Source organism: Serratia sp. BNK-17 (assembly GCF_048684935.1).
Classification (GTDB): domain Bacteria; phylum Pseudomonadota; class Gammaproteobacteria; order Enterobacterales; family Enterobacteriaceae; genus Serratia; species Serratia nematodiphila.
In genome coordinates this window covers 4,953,397-4,976,527 of record NZ_JBLQTR010000001.1, presented here as the reverse complement: position 1 = coordinate 4,976,527, position 23,131 = coordinate 4,953,397, and the positions used below count along the sequence as shown (strand labels likewise).

At 61.6% G+C, this 23,131-nt stretch carries 16 protein-coding genes; 7 read left to right on the top strand and 9 right to left on the bottom strand.

Annotation, left to right across the window (positions count from 1 at the left end):
- Positions 1-45: 45 nt before the first annotated feature.
- Together hcp and ACMGF7_RS23805 are read right to left on the bottom strand one after the other, a co-directional pair.
- Entirely contained in the window at positions 46-1,695 is a 1,650-nt protein-coding gene (gene hcp / locus ACMGF7_RS23810; protein ID WP_420286738.1) for a hydroxylamine reductase, read from the bottom strand.
- 180 nt (positions 1,696-1,875) lie between these two features.
- Positions 1,876-2,772: a lysine exporter LysO family protein gene (locus ACMGF7_RS23805; protein WP_004928363.1), complete on the bottom strand. Its 897-nt coding sequence runs from the start codon at positions 2,770-2,772 to the stop codon at positions 1,876-1,878.
- 187 nt (positions 2,773-2,959) lie between these two features.
- On the opposite strand from ACMGF7_RS23805, the gene ACMGF7_RS23800 reads away from it, so the two are divergent.
- A complete protein-coding gene (locus ACMGF7_RS23800; protein ID WP_004928362.1) occupies positions 2,960-4,618 on the top strand; it encodes an ATP-dependent endonuclease in 1,659 nt (552 codons plus the stop codon).
- 14 nt (positions 4,619-4,632) lie between these two features.
- Here ACMGF7_RS23800 and ACMGF7_RS23795 read toward each other — a convergent pair whose 3' ends face one another.
- Positions 4,633-5,586, bottom strand: coding sequence for a VirK/YbjX family protein (locus ACMGF7_RS23795; protein WP_164095254.1), 954 nt, complete (start codon positions 5,584-5,586; stop codon positions 4,633-4,635).
- A gap of 194 nt (positions 5,587-5,780) precedes the next feature.
- Between ACMGF7_RS23795 and macA the strand changes: the two genes are divergently transcribed.
- A complete protein-coding gene (gene macA / locus ACMGF7_RS23790; RefSeq protein ID WP_031299864.1) occupies positions 5,781-6,896 on the top strand; it encodes a macrolide transporter subunit MacA in 1,116 nt (371 codons plus the stop codon).
- Entirely contained in the window at positions 6,896-8,842 is a 1,947-nt protein-coding gene (macB, locus tag ACMGF7_RS23785) for a macrolide ABC transporter ATP-binding protein/permease MacB (RefSeq protein ID WP_164095253.1), read from the top strand. The genes macA and macB overlap by 1 nt, the downstream gene beginning before the upstream one ends.
- Before the next feature lie 87 nt (positions 8,843-8,929).
- Here macB and cspD read toward each other — a convergent pair whose 3' ends face one another.
- Complete coding sequence (gene cspD / locus ACMGF7_RS23780; protein WP_004928349.1) at positions 8,930-9,151, bottom strand: cold shock-like protein CspD; 222 nt, start codon at positions 9,149-9,151, stop codon at positions 8,930-8,932.
- Between the two features lie 355 nt (positions 9,152-9,506).
- Here cspD and clpS point away from each other — a divergent pair, with 355 nt between their 5' ends.
- Positions 9,507-9,827, top strand: a complete 321-nt coding sequence (gene clpS, locus ACMGF7_RS23775) for an ATP-dependent Clp protease adapter ClpS (RefSeq protein WP_004928347.1) — start codon at positions 9,507-9,509, stop codon at positions 9,825-9,827.
- 27 nt (positions 9,828-9,854) lie between these two features.
- On the top strand, positions 9,855-12,134 hold the full coding sequence (gene clpA / locus ACMGF7_RS23770) for an ATP-dependent Clp protease ATP-binding subunit ClpA (RefSeq protein WP_004928343.1): 2,280 nt from the start codon (positions 9,855-9,857) through the stop codon (positions 12,132-12,134).
- Between the two features lie 205 nt (positions 12,135-12,339).
- Here the strand turns inward: clpA and infA are convergent, their stop codons facing one another.
- The 5 genes from infA to trxB form a co-directional block, all read right to left on the bottom strand.
- Entirely contained in the window at positions 12,340-12,558 is a 219-nt protein-coding gene (infA, locus tag ACMGF7_RS23765; protein ID WP_002211347.1) for a translation initiation factor IF-1, read from the bottom strand.
- Positions 12,559-12,663: 105 nt separating this feature from the next.
- Positions 12,664-13,389, bottom strand: a complete 726-nt coding sequence (aat, locus tag ACMGF7_RS23760; RefSeq protein ID WP_015377315.1) for a leucyl/phenylalanyl-tRNA--protein transferase — start codon at positions 13,387-13,389, stop codon at positions 12,664-12,666.
- Between the two features lie 29 nt (positions 13,390-13,418).
- Entirely contained in the window at positions 13,419-15,158 is a 1,740-nt protein-coding gene (gene cydC / locus ACMGF7_RS23755) for a heme ABC transporter ATP-binding protein/permease CydC (protein WP_049241125.1), read from the bottom strand.
- Positions 15,159-15,160: 2 nt separating this feature from the next.
- A complete protein-coding gene (gene cydD, locus ACMGF7_RS23750; protein ID WP_049241127.1) occupies positions 15,161-16,930 on the bottom strand; it encodes a heme ABC transporter permease/ATP-binding protein CydD in 1,770 nt (589 codons plus the stop codon).
- Between the two features lie 240 nt (positions 16,931-17,170).
- Complete coding sequence (gene trxB / locus ACMGF7_RS23745) at positions 17,171-18,142, bottom strand: thioredoxin-disulfide reductase (protein ID WP_004928321.1); 972 nt, start codon at positions 18,140-18,142, stop codon at positions 17,171-17,173.
- 654 nt (positions 18,143-18,796) lie between these two features.
- Between trxB and lrp the strand changes: the two genes are divergently transcribed.
- Both lrp and ACMGF7_RS23735 read left to right on the top strand, forming a co-directional pair.
- Positions 18,797-19,291 carry a leucine-responsive transcriptional regulator Lrp gene (gene lrp / locus ACMGF7_RS23740; RefSeq protein WP_004928318.1) on the top strand — a complete coding sequence of 165 codons (495 nt, stop codon included), beginning with the start codon at positions 18,797-18,799 and terminating at the stop codon, positions 19,289-19,291.
- A 120-nt stretch (positions 19,292-19,411) separates the two neighbouring features.
- Positions 19,412-22,978, top strand: coding sequence for a DNA translocase FtsK 4TM domain-containing protein (locus tag ACMGF7_RS23735; RefSeq protein WP_420286737.1), 3,567 nt, complete (start codon positions 19,412-19,414; stop codon positions 22,976-22,978).
- The last annotated feature ends 153 nt before the right edge of the window (positions 22,979-23,131 follow it).

Below are 23,131 nucleotides of genomic sequence, written 5' to 3'. Positions count from 1 at the left end.
AAAAAGCAAAGGGGCCGGCGCAGGCGGCCCCATAACGTAACGGCATCAGGCGAGCAGCGCGATGATATCCTGCTCGACGGTAGTGATCGGGCGCAGGCCGAATTTCTCGTTGAGGATCGCCATCAGGTTGTCGGTCAGGAAGCCCGGCGCGGTCGGGCCGGTGACGATGTTTTTCACCCCCAGCGACAGCAGCGTCAGCAGAATGACGATCGCCTTCTGTTCAAACCACGACAGCACCAGACTGAGCGGCAGCTCGTTGACGCTGCAGCCGAGCGTGTCCGCCAGCTTGACCGCCAGCATGATGGCGGAGTAGGCGTCGTTGCACTGGCCGACGTCCAGCAGGCGCGGCAACCCTTCCAGCGTGCCGAAATCCAGCTTGTTGAAGCGGTACTTGCCGCAGGCCAGCGTCATGATCAGGCAGTCTTGCGGCACGCTGCGGGCGAAGTCGGTGAAGTAGCTGCGCTCGTCGCGGCTGCCGTCGCAGCCGCCGACCAGGAAGACGTGGCGCAGTTTTTTCTGCGACACCAGGTCGATGACCGTGTCGGCGGCGTTCAGCAACGTCTGGCGGCCGAAGCCGACGGTGATCAGGTGCTCGATCTCGGTGTAAGGGAAGCCGTTCATGCCCTGTGCCTGGCGGATCACGGCGCCGAAGTCGTCGCTTTCCAGATGGTTGACGCCCGGCCAGCCGACGATGCTGCGGGTCCAGATACGATCGCCGTAGTTGCCGACGTTAGGATCGATGATGCAGTTGGAGGTCATCACGATCGGGCCGGGGAATTTGGCGAATTCCGTCTGCTGGTTTTGCCAGCCGCTGCCGTAGTTGCCCACCAGGTGCTTGAATTTTTTCAGTTCCGGATAGCCGTGCGCCGGCAGCATTTCGCCGTGGGTGTAGACGTTGACGTTTTGCCCTTCGGTTTGTTCGAGCAGCATGCGCAGATCTTTGAGATCGTGGCCGGAAATCAGAATGGCTTTCCCGGCCACCGGGCGCACGTTGACCGTACTGGGCTGCGGATCGCCGTAGGCCTGGGTTTCGCCGCGATCGAGGATCGCCATCACGCTGAAGTTCATCTTGCCGATGCCCATGGCGTTGTTCAGCAGGGTATCGACGTCGCGCGGCCGGGTGCCGAGCCAGGCCATAAAGGCGTGGTAGTCGGCATAGAGTTGCTCGTCGAACTGGCCGAGCACGTGCGCGTGTTCCATATAGGCCGCCGCGCCTTTCAGGCCGTACAGGCACAGCAGGCGCAAACCGTGTACGTCGTCGCCGACCTCGGCCTTGTCGCTGTCGAGGGCAAACTGCGCCGCCTGTTGCAGCAGCGCAGGCATATCGTCACCGGCCAGCTGCAGCGCCGCCATCGGGTGATCGACGCGTACGCCGGCGTCCAGCAGCCGGCAACGGGCGGCCAGCGAATCGCGCAGCAGCAGGGTTTCGCGCGCGTAGCCGATGATGCGCTGGGAATCGAAGTTGACGTTGGTCAGGGTGGCGAAGAAGGCGCGCGGAGCGAAGCTGTCGATCTCGTGGTCGACGATGCCCAGCGAACGCGCCTGCAGCGCCCAGGCGGAGAGGCCCTGCAGCGCCGCCACCAGCAGATCCTGCAGATCGGAGGTTTCCGCCGTTTTGCCGCACATGCCCTGAGCATACGCGCAGCCGTTGCCTGCCGGGGTACGGATGGTTTGTTCACATTGCACACAGAACATAGTCGCTTCCTTTTATTTTAAAGTTGCATTTGTAATGCTTGTTTAAAAGCATAGATCGGCGATCGGGGTTGCAAAAGGCTTTTGTGCGACTACTGCGGGCAAGTTTGATTTAGCGCAATTTTGCCGTGCGGATGGGAATTATTACGCTTTGGGGGCCAGGCGGCCCCCAGGGGGAAAGGATCAGGAGAACAGGGCGATCAGCACCGGCGCCAGCAGGCTCAGCAGGAAGCCGTGCACGATGGCGGGCGGCACCATGTCCAGCCCGCCGCTGCGCTGCAGCACCGGCAGGGTGAAGTCCATCGAGGTGGCGCCGCACAGGCCGAGGGCGGTGGAGCGGCTGCGGCGCACCAGCGTCGGGATCAGCATGATCGCCACCAGCTCGCGCGCCAGATCGTTGAAGAACGCGGCGCTGCCCATCACCGGGCCGTAGGCGTCGGTGATCAGAATGCCGGACAGCGAGTACCAGCCGAAGCCGGAGGCCATCGCCAGCCCGGCCTTGACCGGCAACCCCAGCAGCTGCGCCGCCAGCGCGCCGCCGGCCAGCGACGCGACGGTCACCACCAATGCCACCAGCGTGCCGCGGCGGTTGAGCACGATCTGGCGCAGCGTCATGCCGCTGTTGCGCAGCTGAATGCCGACCAGCAACAGCAGGAAGATCAGCGCATATTCGCTGCCTTTATGGGCGAACTGCAGCCATTGCCACTGCGTCAGGCCGAGCAGGAAACCGCCGAGCACCACGCCGCACAGCTTGAGCGACTCCAGCGCCATGTGCACGCGCGAAGGCAGCTTTTCCTGTTTATGGCTGCTGCGCCACGGCATGCGCCGCTCCAGCAGCGCCAGCAACAGCAGATTGGCGCAGAGAATGCAGAAGAAGAACACCGCGCTGTACTGGAAGATCAGCACCAGGTTGCTGCTGAGATCTTCCATGAACGCCAGGCTGATGCCCATGAAAAACAGGATCACGTACACCATCCAGCTCAGCAGCCGGTTGATCAGCACCAGCAGCGGGCGATGGCGTAGGGGAATGAGGTAACCGACAATCAGCGGTAACAGAATAATCAACAGTCCTGAGTACATGGTGCAGCTTGTGTCCTTGAGTTTTGAAGCGCGCCGAACGCCGACGAGGAGCACACGCTAACCAAAAGCCCGGCCGGAGTAAAGCGGCAGATTTGACGTTGGCCGCTTGACCTGCAAGGGGTTTTTTGACCATGCTCTGTGAAAGTCGCCTCATTGAAGAGGCGACGGCGCGCACGGGAGGCGGCGGATGTTCTTGGAGCGTATCGAAATTGTAGGTTTTCGCGGCATTAACCGGCTGTCGCTGATGCTGGACGACAACACGCTGTTGCTCGGCGAAAATGCCTGGGGTAAATCCAGCCTGCTGGATGCGCTGACGCTGCTGCTGGCGCCGGAGCAAAAGCTGTATCGGTTTGAAGCGCACGACTTCCATTTCCCTCCCGGTGAGGAGGCGGCCAAAGAGCGCCACCTGCAGGTGGTGTTCACCTTCTGCGAAAAAGACATCGGCCATGCGCACCTGCCGCGCTATCGCCACCTGACGCCGCTGTGGGTCAAGGGCGAAGATGGCTTGAGCCGCATTCATTACCGCTGCGAGGGCGAGTTGGCCGACGACGGCACGGTGTGCACCTGGCGTGGTTTTCTCGACGCCGACGGCAACGCCTTTCAACTGCACCATATCGAACAACTGGCCCACGCCATTATCCGCATCCATCCGGTATTGCGCCTGCGCGACGCGCGCTTTATTCGTCGCCTGCGCCCCAGCAGCCTCGGCGATGAACGCAAACCCGATACCCAGGCGCTGGCGCAGCAGTTGGATCAGCTGACGCGCGAGCTGGTGCGCAATCCGCAGAAGTTGACCAACGGTGAGCTGCGTCAGGGGCTGGCGGCGATGCAGCAGCTGCTGGAGCACTATTTCGCCGAGCAGAGTTCACAGGTGACGCGGCCGCGCCGCCGCGGCGGTGAACCGGAGCAGGACGCCTGGCGCGCGCTGGACGGCATCAACCGCATGGTGGCCGAGCCGAACAGCCGCAGCATGCGCCTGATCCTGCTGGGGATGTTTTCCACCCTGCTGCAGGCCAAGGGCGACGTCAAGCTGGATCCCCATGCCCGGCCGTTGCTGCTGGTGGAGGACCCGGAAACTCGCCTGCATCCGATCATGCTGTCGGTGGCCTGGGGGCTGCTCAATCAGCTGCCGCTGCAGCGCATCACCACCACCAACTCCAGCGAACTGGTGTCGCTGGTGCCGGTGGAGCACGTCTGCCGGCTGGTGCGCGAGTCGGGGCGGGTTGCGACCTACCGTCTCGGGCCGCGCGGGCTGAGCGCCGAAGACGGGCGGCGCATCGCGTTTCACATCCGTTTCAACCGGCCGTCGTCGCTGTTCGCCCGCTGCTGGCTGCTGGTGGAAGGCGAGACCGAAGTGTGGCTGCTGAACGAGCTGGCGCGCCAGTGCGGCTACCATTTCGAGGCGGAAGGGGTGAGGGTCATCGAATTCGCCCAGTGCGGCCTGAAGCCGCTGCTGCGCTTCGCCCGCCGTATGGGTATCGAGTGGCATGCGCTGGTGGACGGCGACGAGGCGGGCAAAAAGTACGCCAATACCGTGCGCAGCCTGCTGGACAATCATGAAGACAACGAACGCGATCGGCTGACCGCGCTGCCGGCGCCGGACATGGAGCACTTCATGTTCCGCGAAGGGTTCGGCCCGGTTTATCACCGAATGGCGTCGGTGCCGCTCAACGCGCAGATGCCGGTGCGCAAGGTGATCCTGAAAGCGGTTCACCACTCGTCGAAGCCGGATCTGGCGATTGAGGTCGCGATGCAGGCCGGCGAATGGGGCACGGACTCGGTGCCGCCGCTGCTGAAGAAAATGTTCTCACGGGTAATCTGGCTGGCGCGCGGCCGGGCGGACTGACGGCCCGTCGGGCGTTATCGGGCGCAGAAATGCGCCGTCAATCCCTGTTCCAGTTCGTCCAGCAACTGATAGCGGCGGCGATACTCGGCGCGCTTCTTGCTGGCAATCTCTTCGATCGGCTTGCGGGCGATGCGCTCGGGCAGCAGGAAATAGCCGCTGTCGAGCGGTTTGGCGCCCATCGACAGCCAGAACTGATCGTAATCGGCGTGCAGTTGATCCTTCTTCTTACTCTGGTAACGCCAGTTTTGATAGATATGGGTGGCATTGCCGACGGCTACGATCCGGCGGATGCCGAGATGCCGAGCCAGCGTGCAAACGCCTTCCAGCACCAGACGTTTAGGGAACAGACCGTGACACTCCTTGGTGGTGTGCTGGATCTCGGCGTGCGGCACCTCATGGTTCGCGCCCTGCAGGCCGCCGATGAACAGCGTCGGCTGCTGCTGATAATGCATCAGCGCAAAGGTGATTTCCGCCAGCATCACGCCGTTGGCGTTGCGCAGCAGCAGCGTGGCTTCCCCTTCCTTATTCAGTTTGTCGATCGCCGCCAGTTCCAGCGAGATCGGCGCTTCGTTTTTGCCCATCGCGCGGGCCAGCACGAAAGGCTGTGGGCCGAGGTGGCCGAGACGCATCTTCAGCGGCATGCGCTGCACGATGAGATCGTAATGATCGCGCAGGGCGAACAAGCATTCGATCTTGCTCATGTTGGCCGCCAGGTAGGGGCGATGCAGCTTGCACGGCAGGTTCGGCTGCGCGCTCAGGATCTCTTCCAGCAGCGGGTTGCTGGCCAGGGTGCTGAGCAGGCCGCTGGTGGTGCGCCAGTTGAGCAGCGAACGGCCGAGAAACTTCAGGCGAAACGAGGTTTTTTTCCAGGCGTTGCTTGGCGCCTTTTCGCCATTGATCAGCGCCGTCATCAGTTGCCAGCCGTTAAGCGGCCGGGGGGAGGCGAGTGGGTAGCTGAGCTGTGACATGATGAAATCCTTGGCTGTGTTGAATGGCGGTATTTCATCAAGGTTTCACTAAACGGGAGTTCAATGCTGAACTGTAACCAGGCGTGTCTCCACATTGTGTTGAGCTAAGGTTTAGTTATTCCCTACGTTGCATGCTAATTTAGCTCCGCCGCCGCAATGGGCGGTCGATATTCACAAGCACAGGCAGGTCAATTTTGACAGGGTTTAAAGGACATAAACGCCGCTGGATACTCGCACTGGCGGTGATTGCGGCGCTTGCCGCGGCGGCCGTTTGGCACTTTCGCCATCCGGCGCCGACCGATTTCAAAACGGTAAAGGTCACCCAGCGCGATCTGCAGCAGAACGTGTTGGCGACCGGCCAGCTGGACGCCGTGCGCAAGGTTGACGTCGGCGCGCAGGTCAGCGGGCAGTTGGAAAAACTGTATGTCGAGATCGGCGACAAGGTGAAAAAAGGTCAGTTGCTGGGGGTTATCGATCCGCAGCAGGCGCAGAACAGCATCCGTGAAGGCGAGGCGACGCTGCGCGAGCTGCATGCGCAGCTGCTGCAGGCGCAGGCGGAACAGCAGCTGGCGGCGGTTACGCTGCAGCGCAACCAGGCGCTGGCCAGGCTGCAGGCGGTGTCGCGTCAGGATTTGGATCAGGCGGCGACGCAGCTGGCGGTGAAGAAGGCGCAGGTGGGCACCATCAATGCGCAGATCGCGCGGAATCAGGCCAGCCTGGACACCGCCAAGATCAACCTGGCCTACACCCGCATCGAAGCGCCGATGGATGGCGACGTGGTGCAGATCACCACGCTGCAGGGCCAGACGGTGATCGCGGCGCAACAGGCGCCAAACATTCTGACGCTGGCGGATCTCGGCACCATGCTGGTGAAGGCGCAGGTCTCGGAGGCCGACGTCATTAACCTCAAGCCGGGTCAGAAGGCCTGGTTCACGGTGCTGGGCGATCCGACCCGGCGCTTCGACGGCGTGCTGAAAGACATCCAGCCGACGCCGGAAAAGGTCAACAACGCCATCTTCTATTACGCGCGTTTCGAAGTGCCTAACCCGGAAAGGTTGCTGCGCTTGCAAATGACGGCGCAGGTGCACATTCAGCTGGCCGGCGTTCAGCAGGCGCTGGTGATCCCGCTGGCGGCGCTGGGTGATCAGATCGCCGACAATCGCTACCACGTCTCGGTGCTGAAACAGGGCAAGGAAGAGAAGCGCGAAGTGGCCATCGGCCTGCGCAACAATATCGACGTGCAGATCCTCAGCGGGCTTGAGGCGGGCGATGAGGTGATCGTCAGCCGCGGCGGCGTGGAGGCCGGCTGATGGCGGCGCTGTTGCAGCTGAGCGGCATTCGCCGCAGCTACCGTTCCGGCGAGCAGACGGTCGAGGTGCTGAAGGGGATCAGCCTGAGCATCGACGCCGGTGAAATGGTGGCGATCATGGGGGCTTCCGGCTCCGGCAAATCGACGCTGATGAACATTCTCGGCTGCCTGGACAAGCCGAGCGCCGGCGTGTATCGGGTAGCCGGGCAAGATGTGGCGACGCTGAGCGACGATGCGTTGGCGCAGCTGCGGCGCGAGCATTTCGGCTTTATCTTTCAACGCTATCATCTGCTGCCGCACCTGAGCGCGGCGCACAACGTCGAGGTGCCGGCGGTGTATGCCGGGCTGGGCAAAGCGGCGCGGCGCGAACGGGCGGAAGCGCTGTTGCGCCGTCTGGGGCTGGGGGAGCGCGTCAACTATCGGCCGAGCCAGCTTTCCGGCGGCCAGCAGCAGCGCGTCAGTATCGCCCGCGCGTTGATGAACGGCGGGCAGGTGATCCTGGCGGATGAGCCGACCGGCGCGCTCGACAGCCATTCCGGCGAAGAGGTGATGGCGATCCTTAAACAGTTGTGCGCCCAGGGGCACACGGTGATCCTGGTGACTCACGATCCGGCGGTGGCGCGCCAGGCTGAACGGATCATCGAGATCCGCGACGGCGAAATCATCTCCGATTCGCGCCCGACGCCGTCGGAGGATGCCCAGGCCAAGCCGCTGGCGCTGGCCGCCGTGGCGCCTTCCTGGCGGCAGATGGGCGGCCGTTTCCGCGAGGCGCTGATCATGGCCTGGCGCGCGATGGCGGCCAACAAGATGCGCACCGCGCTGACCATGCTCGGCATCATTATCGGCATCGCCTCGGTGGTGTCGATCCTGGTGATCGGCGACGCCGCCAAGCAGATGGTGCTGGCGGACATCAAATCCATCGGCACCAATACTGTCGATATCTATCCCGGCAAGGATTTCGGCGACGACGATCCGACCTACCGGCAATCGTTGAAATACGGCGATCTCGATGCGCTGCGCGAACAGCCTTACATCAGTGCGCTGTCGCCGAGCATCAGCAGCAGCATGCGGCTGCGTTTGGGCAACGTTGATGCGGCGGCCAACGTCAACGGCGTCAGCGAGCAGTTCTTCCGCGTGTATGGCATGAGCTTTACCCAGGGCGTCGGCATCGATCCGATGCAGGTACAGTCGCAGGCGCAGACGGTGGTGATTGACGCCAATACCCAACGGCGGCTGTTCCCGCACCAGAAGAACGTGGTGGGGGAAGTGATCCTGGTGGGCAACATGCCGGCGACGGTGGTCGGCGTGGCCAAGGAGAAGCAGTCGATGTTCGGCAGCAGTAAGACGCTGAACGTATGGGTGCCGTACAGCACCATGGCCAACCGGCTGATGGGCAACAGCTATTTCGATTCGATCACCGTGCGCATCCGCGACGGTTACGACAGCAAGGAAGCGGAGCAGCAACTGTCGCGCCTGTTGACGCTGCGCCACGGCAAGAAGGACTTTTTCACCTATAACATGGACAGCCTGGTGCAAACCGCGGAGAAAACCACCCGCACGCTGCAGCTGTTCCTGACGCTGGTGGCGGTGATTTCGCTGGTGGTCGGCGGCATCGGCGTGATGAACATCATGCTGGTGTCGGTGACCGAGCGCACGCGCGAGATCGGCATCCGCATGGCGGTGGGCGCCCGTTCCGGCGACGTGTTGCAGCAGTTCTTGATCGAAGCGGTGTTGGTCTGCCTGGTGGGGGGCGCGCTGGGGATTACGCTGTCGTTCGCCATCGGCCTGGCGGTGCAGTTGGTATTGCCGGGCTGGCAGATCAGCTTCCCGCCGGCGGCGTTGCTGAGCGCGTTCCTCTGTTCCACCGGTATCGGCGTGGTGTTCGGCTATCTGCCGGCGCGCAATGCCGCGCGGCTGAATCCGATCGATGCGCTGGCGCGCGAGTAAGTAAAAGGCATAAAAAATGCCAGTCACACGGCGGCTGGCATTTTTATCGCAGTCAGGGTCAATGCAGCGCGACGCTGCTGGAGGCGTTCAGGACAGCGCCTCGCTTTCCACCGGCACAATCAGACTGGCATGGTTCCCTTTTGGCCCTTGATGCACGTCGAAGCTGACCTGCTGGCCTGCCTTCAACGTTCTGTAACCATCCATCTTGATGGTGGAATAATGCGCGAAAATATCTTCGCCACCGCCGGCTGGGCAGATGAAGCCAAAGCCTTTGGCGTTGTTAAACCATTTAACAGTACCCGTCTCCATGCTTTTACATCCCTCGCAACGCTATTTTAAGTGAGATGAATAACTGAATTCGCACCCGCCGTGGGCGGGTAGCAGGGTGGACAAGGGGTGGTTAAAAGACCACCAGCCACGAATTTACACTCTAGAGCAAATGATCGGGGCGTCAAGGGATCGGCTTTTGTCGGCGGGGAGCAGTTCACCAAAGTTTGAAGCAGGTAACGCTATTGCCACGATTCAGTCACAATTGGCCCGTTTTTTTGCGCACGTTACAGTGCGGCGGGACGATGGCGAAGATGATAAAATAGTAACTATCCCCACTTTGAATAACCGAAACCTGTCCCCATATCAGAGGGCAGAGCAGAGAAGATGAGCAGCGATGGGCAATAACAACGACTGGCTGAATTTTGAACACTTGGCCGAAGAAAAACAAATCGATGCGGTAAAACCGCCGTCTATGTATAAAGTTATACTTAACAACGACGATTACACACCGATGGAATTTGTGATTGACGTTCTGCAAAAGTTCTTTTCTTATGATATTGAACGCGCAACGCAACTGATGCTCACGGTCCACTATCAAGGCAAGGCGATCTGTGGTGTTTTCACCGCCGAGGTGGCGGAAACCAAAGTCGTCCATGTGAACCGGTACGCAAGGGAGAACGAGCATCCGTTGCTTTGTACGCTGGAAAAAGCCTGAATAAGGCAATCTATTGGGGAGGTGCTTATGCTCAATCAAGAACTGGAACTCAGTCTCAACATGGCTTTCGCCAGGGCGCGTGAGCACAGACACGAGTTTATGACCGTGGAGCACCTGTTGCTGGCGTTGCTGAGCAACCCTGCCGCGCGAGAAGCGCTCGAGGCATGTACGGTGGATCTGGCCGCGTTGCGCCAGGAGCTGGAAGCCTTCATCGAACAAACCACACCGACGCTGCCCGCCGGCGAAGAAGAGCGCGACACTCAGCCGACGCTCAGCTTCCAGCGCGTGCTGCAGCGCGCGGTCTTCCATGTGCAATCTTCCGGCCGCAGCGAAGTGTCCGGCGCCAACGTGTTGGTGGCCATCTTCAGCGAGCAGGAGTCGCAGGCGGCCTATCTGCTGCGCAAGCACGACGTCAGCCGTCTCGACGTGGTGAACTTCATTTCACATGGCACGCGTAAAGACGAGCCGGGCCAAGCGCCGAATGCGGAAAACCCGGTGAACGAAGAGCAGTCCGGAGGGGAAGACCGTATGGAAAACTTCACCACCAACCTCAATCAGTTGGCCCGTGTGGGCGGCATCGATCCGTTGATCGGCCGCGATCGTGAGCTGGAGCGCGCGATTCAGGTGCTGTGCCGTCGTCGTAAAAACAACCCGCTGCTGGTCGGTGAATCCGGCGTGGGCAAGACCGCCATCGCCGAAGGCCTGGCCTGGCGTATCGTGCAGGGCGACGTGCCGGAAGTGATGGCGGACTGCACGCTGTATTCGCTGGATATCGGTTCACTGCTGGCCGGCACCAAATACCGCGGCGACTTCGAGAAGCGCTTCAAGGCGCTGCTCAAGCAGCTGGAACAGGATCAGAACAGCATCCTGTTCATCGATGAAATTCACACCATCATCGGCGCCGGTGCGGCTTCCGGTGGGCAAGTGGATGCCGCCAACCTGATCAAACCGCTGCTGTCGAGCGGCAAGATCCGGGTGATCGGCTCGACCACCTACCAGGAGTTCAGCAACATCTTCGAAAAGGATCGCGCTTTGGCGCGCCGCTTCCAGAAGATCGATATCACCGAACCGACGGCGGAAGAGACCGTTCAGATCATCAACGGCCTGAAGGCCAAGTATGAAGCGCACCACGACGTGCGTTATACCGCCAAAGCGATCCGCGCCGCGGTGGAGCTGTCGGTGAAATACATCAACGATCGTCATCTGCCGGACAAGGCGATCGACGTGATCGACGAGGCGGGCGCCCGCAGCCGGTTGATGCCGGCCAGCAAGCGCAAGAAAACCGTCAACGTGGCCGATATCGAATCCGTGGTGGCGCGCATCGCGCGCATCCCGGAGAAAACCGTGTCGGCCAGCGATCGCGACGTGCTGAGAAACCTGGGCGATCGCTTGAAGATGCTGGTATTCGGCCAGGATCAGGCGATCGAAGCGCTGACCGAAGCGATCAAGATGAGCCGCGCCGGTCTGGGCCACGAGCGCAAGCCGGTCGGTTCCTTCCTGTTCGCCGGGCCGACCGGGGTCGGGAAAACCGAGGTCACCGTACAGTTGGCCAAGGCGATGGATATCGAGCTGCTGCGTTTCGACATGTCCGAGTACATGGAGCGGCATACCGTCAGCCGTCTGATCGGCGCGCCTCCGGGCTACGTCGGTTACGATCAGGGCGGGTTGCTGACCGATGCGGTGATCAAGCATCCGCATGCGGTGGTGCTGCTCGATGAGATCGAGAAGGCGCATCCGGACGTGTTCAACCTGCTGCTGCAGGTGATGGACAACGGCACGCTGACTGATAACAACGGCCGCAAGGCGGACTTCCGCAACGTGATCCTGGTGATGACCACCAACGCCGGGGTGCGGGAAACTGAACGCAAGTCGATCGGTCTGGTGCAGCAGGACAACAGTACCGACGCGATGGAAGAGATCAAGAAGGTGTTTACGCCGGAGTTCCGCAACCGTCTGGACAACATCATCTGGTTCAACCATCTGTCTACCGAGGTGATCCAGCAGGTGGTCGACAAGTTTATCGTCGAACTGCAGGCGCAGCTGGATGCGAAGGGCGTCTCGCTGGAAGTGAGCGACGAAGCGCGCGATTGGCTGTCGGTGAAGGGCTACGACCGTGCGATGGGCGCTCGTCCGATGGCGCGCGTCATGCAGGAGAACCTGAAGAAACCGCTGGCCAACGAGTTGCTGTTCGGCTCGCTGGTGGACGGCGGTTCCGTGAAGGTCGAGCTGGACAAGGACAAGAAACAGCTGACCTACCACTTCCTCAGCGCCGCCAAGCGCAAAGCGGACGAGGGCGCGGTGCACTAAGGCTGCCTTCAGGCAAAGAAAAAGCGATGCTTCGGCATCGCTTTTTTTATGGGTGAGATTCACCGTACAGCAGAAACGAGTGAGCCCTCTCAGTTTACCTGCGCACCTGCAACCCGTTGTGTAACGTCGCTGCGGGGGTAAACGGAAAGGGCTCCCGAGGGATTACATCCTCGATGCCGCCAGCGTGTGGCGCGCGGTGAGCCGATTAACGGCTACGGAAGACAATGCGGCCTTTGCTCAGGTCGTACGGGGTCAGCTCTACAGTGACTTTGTCACCCGTCAGGATGCGGATATAGTTTTTACGCATTTTACCGGAGATGTGTGCGGTTACCACGTGCCCGTTTTCCAATTCAACGCGGAACATGGTGTTCGGCAGCGTATCAAGAACGGTGCCCTGCATTTCAATATTGTCTTCTTTGGCCATCGAATCCTCTAGGTCTAACTACCTTAGTTTTTAACCGGCAAGATAATGCCGAAAAACCCCCATTATGTAAAGATGTGTCGGTGAACATTGCACCGTTTCCACCAATTAGTTTGCTGGGCAGGGTGGTTCAACCGGCTGTGGGGATATGACTTGCGGCGCCCAGCACGCCGGTGCCAAAGGCCGCCGTTGAAGGGTGCTGAGCTGCTGCAAAAATTGACGGCGCGGAATTTCACGCGCGCCAAGGCGGGCAGTGTGAGCGTTCAGCACCTGGCAGTCAATCAATTCCCCGCCATAAGCGGCAAAATGGCGGCAAAAGGCCATCAATGCGCATTTTGAGGCGTTGGTGACGCGGCTGAACATCGATTCGCCGCAGAACAACGCGCCCTGCGCCACGCCGTACATGCCGCCGACCAGTTGATCATCCTGCCATACCTCCACCGAGTGCGCGTAGCCGAGGCGATGAAGATGTTGATAGGCGCGCTGTACCTCCGGGCCGATCCAGGTGCCTTCATCCGGCCGGTGGGCGCAGGCGGCGATCACTGAGGCGAAGTCGTGATTAAGTGTGATGCGAAACGGATCGTGGCGCAGAAAGCGTTTCAGGCTGCGGTTGAGATGAAACTCGGCCGGGAACAGCACCGCACGCGGATCGGGTGACCACCACAGAATCGCTTCCCCCGGCGAGTACCAGGGGAAGATGCCGCGCTCGTAGGCTGCCAGCAGCCGTGGCGCCGTCAGGTCGCCGCCGATCGCCAGCAGGCCGTTGGGATCGCGCAGGGCGCCCTCAGGCGAGGGAAACGCCAGCGACTGAGGGGAAAGCTTAACGATGCGCATACAGGGTTTCTGCGTCCTCTACGGGCCGATTACGGCGCCAGGTTGCTGATACGGTTGCGAAAGCGGGCATAGCGGCCCTGCTGGCGCATTAGGGCGGCGTGATCGCCCTGTTCGACAATTTGGCCGTCATCCATTACGCAAATGCGATCGAGATGCTCCAGGCCGTACAGGCGGTGCGTCACCAGGATCAGCGTCTTGCCCTGACAATGCCGGCGCAGCAGCGCCAGGATCTGCTGCTCGGTCTCGGCGTCCAGCCCTTCGGTCGGTTCGTCAAGCAACAGCAGCGGGGCAGGGTGCAGCAGCGCGCGGGCGATGCCCAGCCGGCGCTGTTCACCGCCGGACAGCTGCCGGCCGCCTTCGCCCAGCCAGGCGTTCAGCCCGCCGTCGCTGTCCAGCAATTTGCCGAGCCCCACCTGCTGCAACACCTCGCTCAGGCGAGCGTCGCCGGCATCCGGTGCGGCCAGCCGCAGGTTTTCCCGCAGCGTATCGCTGAAGATATGCACTCGCTGGCTGACGACCGTGGTCATTCGGCGCAGCGTGGTTTCATCATAATCCTCCAGCGGTTCGCCGTTGAGCAGAATTTTTCCGCCGTCGGTGCGCCAGGCGCGGGTCAGCAGCTGCAGCAGGGTGGACTTGCCGCAGCCGGTGCGGCCGAGCAAGGCGATGTGTTCGCCGGCTGCCACCTCGAGCGTGACGTCGCGCAGCACCGGCTGCGGCTGATCGGGGTAGGTGAAACTCAACTGCCGCAGGCTAAGCTGAGCCCGGTCGGCGGCGGCCGGGCCGACGGACGGGAAGGAGACTTCCGGTTGGCGATCGATGATCTGTTTGACCCGCGTGGCGGAGGCGATCACCTGGCCGAGGTGCTGGAAGGCGCCGGCCACCGGCATCAGCGCTTCGAACGACGCCAGCGCGGCGAAGACAAACAGCGCGATCAGCGCGCCGGGTTGGGTATCGCCGCCGATGCCGGCGGCGGTCAGCCACAGCAGCAGCGTCACCGTCAGCCCGCTGGCGAGGATCATCAGCGCCTGCGCCTTGCCGCTCAGCGAGGCTTGCTGCCACTGGCGGCGTTGCCACAGCTGTTCGGTGGCGGTCAGCGTCTGGCGGAAGTCGTTGACGGCGCCGAACACCACCAGCTCAGCCTGCCCCTGCAGCCAGGCGGTCAGGTCGGTGCGGTATTGGCCGCGCAGCGCGGTGAGTTGCCCGCCGATCGGTTTGCCGGCGCGATAGAACACCGGCGGCACCAGCAGCAACAGCAGCAACAGTATGCCGCCCAGCGTCAGGGCGAGCGCAGGATCCAGCCAGCTCAGGCCGTAGGTGACCACCAGGATCACCGCCGCCGCGCCTACCAGCGGTGAGATCACCCGCAGATAAAGGTGATCCAGCGTGTCCACGTCCGCCACCAGGCGATTGAGCAGGTCGGCCTGGCGGAAACGGGCGATGCCGCCCGGCGTCAGCGGCAGGATCTTGCTGAAGGTGAACACCCGCAGGTGCGACAGCACGCGGAAGGTGGCGTCGTGGCTGACCACGCGCTCGGCGTAGCGCCCGGCGGTGCGGAAGATCGCCGCGCCGCGCACGCCGGCGGCCGGCAGCATATAGTTGAAGGTCAGCAGGCCCGCCAATCCGGCCAGCGAAGAGGCGGCCAGGAACCAGCCGGAGAGCGCCAGCAGGCCGATGCTGGCCAGCAGGGTGACGATCGCCAAAAGGATGCCCAGGCTAATCAGCAGGCTATGGCGGCGATACAACGCCAAAAACGGCAGCAAAACGCGCATGATTAAAGCTCCCCGCGGCGATGGGCGATCAGCGTGGCGAACAGGCCCGGCTGGGCGCTGAGGGTGGCGTAATCGCCCTGTTGCACGATGCGCCCGTTATCCATCACCCAAATCTGATCGTAGTCTTCGGTATCTTCCAGCTGATGCGTCACCAGCAGGGTGGTTTGCTGATGCGAAGCGGCATTCAACGCCTGCATCACCCGTTGTTCGCTATGGGCATCGAGGCTGGCGGCCGGTTCATCCAGCAGCAGCAGGCGGCGTGGGCCGATCAGCGCCCGGGCGACCGCCACGCGCTGCGCCTGGCCTACCGACAGGCGGGCGGCGTTGTCGCCCACTTCGGTGTCGAGCCCCTGTGGCAGATAGGGCAACAGTTCGCTGACGTAGGCGTGTTCCACCGCCTGCTGCAGCTGCGCTTCGTCGGCCTGTGGGCAGCCCAACAGGATATTGGCGCGCAAGGTTTGCGCCGGCAGGTGCGGGTTCTGCCCGACCCAGCTGAGCTGTTGACGCCAGTTTTCTGCGGACAGTTCACGCAGCTCGACGCCGTTGACGGTCAACGACCCACGGTAGGGCAGGAAGCCGAGCAGCAGATTGAGCAGCGAGCTTTTACCGGCGCCGCTCAGCCCGACCAGCGCCACGCGCTGCTGCGGTTGCAGGGTGAAACTCAGCGGCCCGGCCAGCAGCACGCCGTTCGGCGACAGGATTTCCAACGCGTTCGCCTGCAGCGTCAGCGGCTGATCGGCGGGCAGCAGCTGCCGCGTGCCGTTGCCCATCTGCTCGCCTTCGGCGCTGAGGAAGGTTTCCAGCGCTTCCGCCGCGCCGACCGCCTGCGCCTTGGCATGATAGAAGGTGCCGAGATCGCGCAGCGGTTGGAAGAACTCCGGCGCCAGAATCAGCACCAGAAAACCGGAAAACAGCGTTACGCCGAGGCCGTAGCTGCCGAAATTGAGTTCGCCGAGGTAAGAAAAACCGAAATACACCGCCACTACGGCGATGGAGATCGACGCGAAGAACTCCAGCACGCCGGAGGAGAGGAAGGCCATGCGCAGCACTTCCATGGTGCGGCTGCGGAAGTCTTCGGAGGATTTGGCGATTTGCGCGGTTTCGGCCTGCGCGCGGTCGAACAACCTCAGGGTGTCCAGGCCGCGCAGGCGGTCGAGGAAGTTACCGCTCAATCGCGCCAGTGCCACGAAGTTGCGGCGGTTGGCGTCGGCGGCCCCCATACCGACCAGCGCCATGAACAGCGGGATCAGCGGCGCGGTCGCCAATAGAATCAAACCGGCGGCCCAATTGATCGGGAAAACGGCGATCAGGATCAGCAGCGGGATGAAGACCGCCAGATACATCTGCGGCAGATAGCGCGAGTAATAGTCCTGCATATCCTCGATCTGCTCGACGATGATGCTGGCCCAACTGCCCGCCGGTTTGCCCTGGATCCAGGCCGGGCCGAGCTGCTGCAACTTATCCAGCACCTGATGGCGCATGCGTTGACGGATCACCTGGCCACACTGGAAACCGACCCGCTCCCGCAGCCAGCTCAACAGCGCCCGCAATGCGAACGCGGCGGTCAGCCAGATAAACGAAGGGAGCAGCTGTTCACGTGGGGTATGTTCGATGATCAGGGCGTGCAGCAGGCTGGCCAGCAGCCACGCCTGCGCCACGATCAGCAGGCCGCTGAACAGCCCCAACAGCATGGAAAGGCGCAGCCAACGCTGCGCCAACGAACTCTGGGTTTTAAGCCAACGGGTTAACTGTTGCTGTCTGGTTTTTTTCATCAGATATGCGTCTGCGTCGCCGGTGCCCGTTTGTTACAGGCTGGGTTAACGTACTGTTAAATAATAGTGTTTGGCGCAATCGGCGACAAACAAGCGAGGTCCCATGTTACCTCGTCACCCGGCAGACTGAAAATAATAAAGCGGCCAAATGTGGCTATAACAGACGCGGGAAGGAGAGTGCGGAGGGGGGAAACAAAAAAAGCGGCCCGAGAGCCGCTTTTTGCTGATGACGAGAAAGTCTTAGCAGACTTCTGCGCCGGCGATGCCGTCCAGGTAACGTTCTGCGTCCAGCGCCGCCATACAGCCGGTGCCGGCGGAAGTGATCGCCTGGCGGTAGACGTGATCCATCACGTCGCCTGCGGCGAAGACGCCGGGGATAGTGGTTTGGGTCGCATTGCCGTGAATGCCGGACTGTACCTTGATGTAGCCGTTTTCCAGCTCCAGCTGGCCGCCGAAGATGCCGGTGTTCGGGCTGTGGCCGATAGCGATGAACACGCCGGCCAGTTCCAGTTCACGGGTTTCGTTTTCCGCTTTGGTGCTGCGGATGCGCACGCCGGTCACGCCCATTTCATCGCCCAGCACTTCGTCCAGCGTATGGTCGGTGTGCAGCACGATGTTGCCGCTTTTCACTTTTTCCATCAGCCGGTCGATCAGGATCTTCTCCGAGCGGAAGCTGTCGCGACGGTGGATCAGGTGAACCTCGGCGGCGATGTTGGACAGGTACAGCGCCTCTTCAACGGCGGTGTTGCCGCCGCCGACCACCGCGACTTTCTGGTTGCGGTAGAAGAAACCGTCGCAGGTCGCGCAGGCGGAAACGCCTTTGCCCTTGAAGGCGTCTTCGGAAGGCAGGCCAAGGTAGCGGGCGGAGGCGCCGGTCGCGATGATCAGCGCGTCGCAGCTGTATTCGCCGCTGTCGCCGAACAGGCGGAACGGACGCTGCTGCAGATCGACGCTGTTGATATGATCGAAGACAATTTCAGTCTGGAACTTCTCCGCGTGCTCGCGCATGCGCTCCATCAGCGCCGGGCCGGTCAGGCCTTCGGCGTCGCCCGGCCAGTTTTCCACTTCGGTGGTGGTGGTCAGCTGGCCGCCTTGCTCCAGACCGGTGATCAGCACCGGATTCAGGTTGGCGCGCGCCGCGTAGACGGCGGCGGTGTAACCGGCCGGGCCGGAGCCCAGAATCAGTAATTTGCTATGTTTAGCCGTGCCCATGAATAACCTCTTTATTCCACAATGGCGGACAATGAAGCCGATTGTAGGGAAAATGGCGCAGTAAAAAAAGCGCCGGGCGACGTTGTTAACGATTTGTATGATAGTTGTCGCCTATTAATGCACCCGCTGTCGGCAAATCGTACGCCGAACGCAGAAATTTACCTTATCAAAGCCGCATTCGGCCGCTGAATCGCCAACCGTGCAAAAACGGCGCATTCTGCGACTTCAGCCGCTCCCCGCCGGGGTTTATCTGCCAGCGATTCATAACCAAAAATGGGATGCAGACTTTTCGTGACGGTACGTTGTTCTGATTTTGCTTCTTTTACTTTGACAATCCGCTGCGCATTTGCGAAAACATCATAGGAAGAAGAAATTATCCCCGTAACACCAGCAAATCGTACGTATTTGCGCCGCGAGGCGGCAATGCGCGATGGGTGTGCGGAGCAGAGCGCGCAAGCGTTTGCTGATTTTTTCTCGACCTAAACGTCGTTACCTGCATCGCGCGGGGTTGGACAGACAGGCTGCGCGGCGTGGAATGATGGTAGTGAAGAAGCATATGACAGGCATCGGGTCTTCGCTTGGAACGAACCCTTACACATTGACGTTGGCTAGGGTGTGGCAAGTGCACGGAAGAAAATAAGAGAGACAATAATAATGGCAGACAACAAGAAACGCCCGGGTAAAGATCTTGACCGTATCGACCGCAACATCCTGAATGAGCTGCAGAAGGATGGGCGTATTTCGAACGTCGAGCTTTCGAAGCGCGTGGGGTTATCCCCGACACCATGTTTGGAACGCGTGCGCCGTCTCGAGCGCCAGGGTTTCATTCATGGCTATACCGCATTGCTTAACCCGCATTATCTGGATGCGTCCCTGCTGGTTTTCGTGGAGATCACGCTGAACCGCGGTGCGCCGGATGTGTTTGAGCAATTCAACTCGGCAGTGCAGAAGCTTGAAGAGATTCAGGAGTGTCATCTGGTTTCCGGCGATTTCGACTATCTGTTGAAAACCCGCGTACCGGACATGTCGGCTTACCGCAAATTGCTGGGCGAAACCTTGCTGCGTTTGCCGGGGGTTAACGACACCCGTACCTACGTAGTGATGGAAGAAGTGAAACAGAGTAACCGTCTGGTTATCAAAACACGGTAAGGTGCAGGTGCAAAACCTGATTAAATTGGTTACACTCCTGTTTATTCATACAGTTTCGGCGCCGGGGCAGTTTCTCGGCGCTGTTGCTATGTCAGCTAACAGGAACCTGGAGAGCCTTTCTTGAGCCAGGAATATACAGAAGATAAAGAAGTTACCCTGAAAAGACTCAGCAGTGGCCGGCGTTTGCTGGAAGCTGTGCTTATCGTGGTAGCGATTTTTGCCGTTTACCTCATGGCTGCGTTGGTCAGTTTCAATCCGTCTGACCCAAGCTGGTCGCAGACCGCGTGGCATGAGCCGATTCACAATCTGGGCGGCGGTGTCGGGGCCTGGTTGGCCGATACGCTGTTCTTCACCTTCGGGGTGCTCGCCTACGCGATACCGCCGATCATGCTGGTCCTGTGCTGGGCGGCTTATCGCCAACGCAGCAACAGAGACTACATCGACTATTTCGCGCTTTCCCTGCGCCTGATCGGCACCCTGGCGTTAGTGCTCACCTCCTGCGGGCTGGCGGCGCTGAACGTCGACGATCTCTATTACTTCGCTTCCGGCGGCGTGATCGGCAGCCTGCTGAGCAACGCCATGTTGCCGTGGTTCAACGGCATCGGCGCTACGCTGGCGCTGCTGTGCGTATGGGCGGCGGGGTTGACGCTGTTTACCGGCTGGTCCTGGCTGGTGATCGCCGAGAAGATCGGCGGGGCGGTGCTGGGCGTCGCGACGGTGATGACCAATCGCTCACGTCGCGAAGAGCGCTATTTTGAGGATGACGAGCGTTACGTCGACGACGAGCCTGAGCAGGCAGAGAAGGGCGCCGCCGCAGCGGTTGCCGCGACCGCCGCCGGAGCCGCGGCCGCCGATGACGACGTGCTGTTCTCCGCGCCTTCGGTCACCGAAAGCGCCAAAGCGGCGGCGGAAGACGCCGCCGATCCGTTGCTCAGCGGCCTGCGCGCCGACGATGGCGAGCTTGAAGCAGAAGCCGCATCCATCGCGCCGGCGGCTTCGCCTGCACCGGCGGTGAAGGCAGAGATCCACGAGCCCGTTGCAGCGCCGATCGCCACACAGGCGCCGTCGGTGACGGTGGCGCCGGCCGCGCCGGCCTCTGTCAATCAGCACCCGGTGAGCGCCCCGGCGCAAGACGCTACGCCGCCGCTGTATTCCTTCGAGATCCCGGAGGAAACGCCCGCGCCTAAGGCGACGCGTCCTGTCGATCCTTATCAGGATGACGATGAGCCGCGCCTCGGCAACTGGCAAGAGCCGGCCGCACCGCAGCCGCCGGCGCGTTCTCCCTTTGATTTTACCGCCGCACAGCGTGACAGCGTCGACATCGGCAATTCGAGCGGTTTCAGCGCCACCGGCGCCAAACCGCAGCCGGATACGGCGGCAGCCGCTGCTGCTGCAGGTGCCGCGGCGGCGACCTTTATGCCGGCCTTTACGGCGACCAGCGACGACAATCCGCAGGTTAAGCAGGGCATCGGCCCTGAACTGCCGCGGCCGAATCCGGTGCGCATCCCGACCCGTCGCGAACTGGCTTCCTACGGCATCAAGCTGCCTTCGCAGCGTGCGGCCGAACAGGAGCAGCGCCAGACAGAGGCGGAGCCTCAGCAGCCGGCGGTGGTGAACCCGCAGGAAGAAGAGGCGCTACAGGAAGCCGCGCTGCGTCAGGCGTTTGCCGAGCAGCAAAGCCAGCGCTATGGCGAAAGCTACGCGCCGGAGCAGGATGATGAACAGGCTCAGCAGGAAGCCGAGCTGAGCAAGGCGTTTGCCGAGCAGCAGCAGGCGCGCTACGGCCAGCAAGCACCTGCTCCGCAGGCACTGGCCACCAGCCCGATCGATACCCGCAATGCTTTCAGCTTCTCGCCGATGGCGGATCTGGTGGACGATGGCCCGAGCGAGCCAATGTTCACGCTGTCCCCGCAACTTGAAGAGCGCATTGAACAGCAAAGCGAGCAGGAGGACGATGTGCCGTTCGGTCAGTTTGAGCCTGTGGCGCCTGCGGCTCAACCTCAGCAATCGCATCAGCCGCCTCAACAATACCAGCAGCCGCAGCAACAGCAGTATCAACAGCCGTCGCAGCCGCAATATCAGCAGCCGCAGCAACCGGCGCAGCAGCAGCCTCAGCAAGCTCAGGCCGAGCAACATCCGGCGATGGACAGCCTGATTCACCCGTTCCTGATGCGCAACGATCAGCCGCTGCAGAAGCCGACCACGCCGCTGCCGACGCTGGATCTGTTGACCGAAGCGCCGAAAGAGGTGGAGCCGGTCGATTCCTTCGCGCTGGAACAGAAGGCGCGCCTGGTGGAGGCCAGCCTGGCCGATTACCGCGTGAAAGCCGACGTGGTGGACATCCTGCCGGGGCCGGTCATCACCCGCTTCGAGCTGGATCTGGCGCCGGGCGTTAAAGCGGCGCGCATTTCCAACCTGTCGCGCGATCTGGCGCGCTCGCTGTCGACTTCGGCGGTGCGCGTGGTGGAAGTCATCCCCGGCAAGCCTTATGTCGGTCTGGAGCTGCCGAACGCCAAACGGCAAACGGTGTATCTGCGCGAAGTGCTGGATTGCCCGGCCTTCCGTGACAATCCGTCGCCGCTGTCCATCGTATTGGGTAAAGACATCTCCGGCGAACCGGTAGTGGCCGATCTGGGCAAAATGCCGCACTTGCTGGTCGCCGGTACCACCGGTTCCGGTAAGTCGGTCGGGGTCAACGCCATGATCCTGAGCATCTTGTATAAGGCCACGCCGAAAGAAGTGCGCTTTATCATGATCGACCCGAAAATGCTGGAGCTGTCGGTTTACGAAGGCATTCCGCACCTGTTGACCGACGTGGTCACCGACATGAAAGACGCCGCCAACGCGCTGCGCTGGTGCGTGGGTGAAATGGAACGCCGCTACAAGCTGATGTCAGCTCTGGGCGTGCGTAACCTGGCCGGCTACAACGAGCGCGTCGATCAGGCCGAAGCGATGGGGCGTCCGATCCCGGATCCATTCTGGAAGCCGACCGACAGCATGGACATCACGCCGCCGGTGCTGGAGAAAGAGCCGTACATCGTGGTGATGGTCGACGAATTCGCCGATCTGATCATGACGGTGGGCAAGAAGGTCGAAGAGTTGATCGCTCGCCTGGCGCAGAAAGCGCGTGCGGCGGGTATCCACCTGGTGCTGGCGACCCAGCGTCCGTCGGTGGATGTGATCACCGGCCTGATCAAGGCCAACATCCCGACGCGTATCGCCTTTACCGTGTCGAGCAAGATCGACTCTCGCACCATCCTCGATCAGGGGGGCGCCGAGTCCTTGCTGGGCATGGGTGATATGCTTTATCTGGCGCCGAACTCCTCGATCCCGGTGCGCGTACATGGCGCATTCGTGCGCGATCAGGAAGTGCACGCGGTGGTCAAGGATTGGAAAGCGCGCGAGCGGCCCCAATATAAAGAGGGCATTCTCAGCGGCGGTGAAGACGGCGAGGGCGGTGCCGGCGGCGGCATGGACGGCGACGAAGAGCTGGATCCGCTGTTTGACCAGGCGGTGGATTTCGTGGTGGATAAACGCCGCGCCTCCATCTCCGGCGTACAGCGCCAGTTCCGTATCGGCTACAACCGCGCGGCGCGCATCATCGAGCAGATGGAGGCGCAGGGCATCGTCAGTGAGCAGGGGCATAACGGCAACCGCGAGGTGCTGGCGCCGCCGCGGCATGACTGATGGTTTAGCCGTTGCAATTCAATAAGAAAGGGCCGCTTAAGCGGCCCTTGTGCAAAGAAGCGTAAACCCGTTTCTTCTCGGAACATTGGCCTACCGGCCGATCGCCGGCTTCAGGTAAAGTAACGGGAGTAAAGGGTTGATTGACCCGCACGG

Coding starts and splice junctions, on each gene's coding strand:
- hcp (WP_420286738.1), bottom strand. CDS start 1,695: ATGTTCTGTGTGCAATGTGAACAAACCATCCGTACCCCGGCAGGCAAC.
- ACMGF7_RS23805 (WP_004928363.1), bottom strand. CDS start 2,772: ATGTACTCAGGACTGTTGATTATTCTGTTACCGCTGATTGTCGGTTAC.
- ACMGF7_RS23800 (WP_004928362.1), top strand. CDS start 2,960: ATGTTCTTGGAGCGTATCGAAATTGTAGGTTTTCGCGGCATTAACCGG.
- ACMGF7_RS23795 (WP_164095254.1), bottom strand. CDS start 5,586: ATGTCACAGCTCAGCTACCCACTCGCCTCCCCCCGGCCGCTTAACGGC.
- macB (WP_164095253.1), top strand. CDS start 6,896: ATGGCGGCGCTGTTGCAGCTGAGCGGCATTCGCCGCAGCTACCGTTCC.
- cspD (WP_004928349.1), bottom strand. CDS start 9,151: ATGGAGACGGGTACTGTTAAATGGTTTAACAACGCCAAAGGCTTTGGC.
- clpS (WP_004928347.1), top strand. CDS start 9,507: ATGGGCAATAACAACGACTGGCTGAATTTTGAACACTTGGCCGAAGAA.
- clpA (WP_004928343.1), top strand. CDS start 9,855: ATGCTCAATCAAGAACTGGAACTCAGTCTCAACATGGCTTTCGCCAGG.
- infA (WP_002211347.1), bottom strand. CDS start 12,558: ATGGCCAAAGAAGACAATATTGAAATGCAGGGCACCGTTCTTGATACG.
- aat (WP_015377315.1), bottom strand. CDS start 13,389: ATGCGCATCGTTAAGCTTTCCCCTCAGTCGCTGGCGTTTCCCTCGCCT.
- cydC (WP_049241125.1), bottom strand. CDS start 15,158: ATGCGCGTTTTGCTGCCGTTTTTGGCGTTGTATCGCCGCCATAGCCTG.
- cydD (WP_049241127.1), bottom strand. CDS start 16,930: ATGAAAAAAACCAGACAGCAACAGTTAACCCGTTGGCTTAAAACCCAG.
- trxB (WP_004928321.1), bottom strand. CDS start 18,142: ATGGGCACGGCTAAACATAGCAAATTACTGATTCTGGGCTCCGGCCCG.
- lrp (WP_004928318.1), top strand. CDS start 18,797: ATGGCAGACAACAAGAAACGCCCGGGTAAAGATCTTGACCGTATCGAC.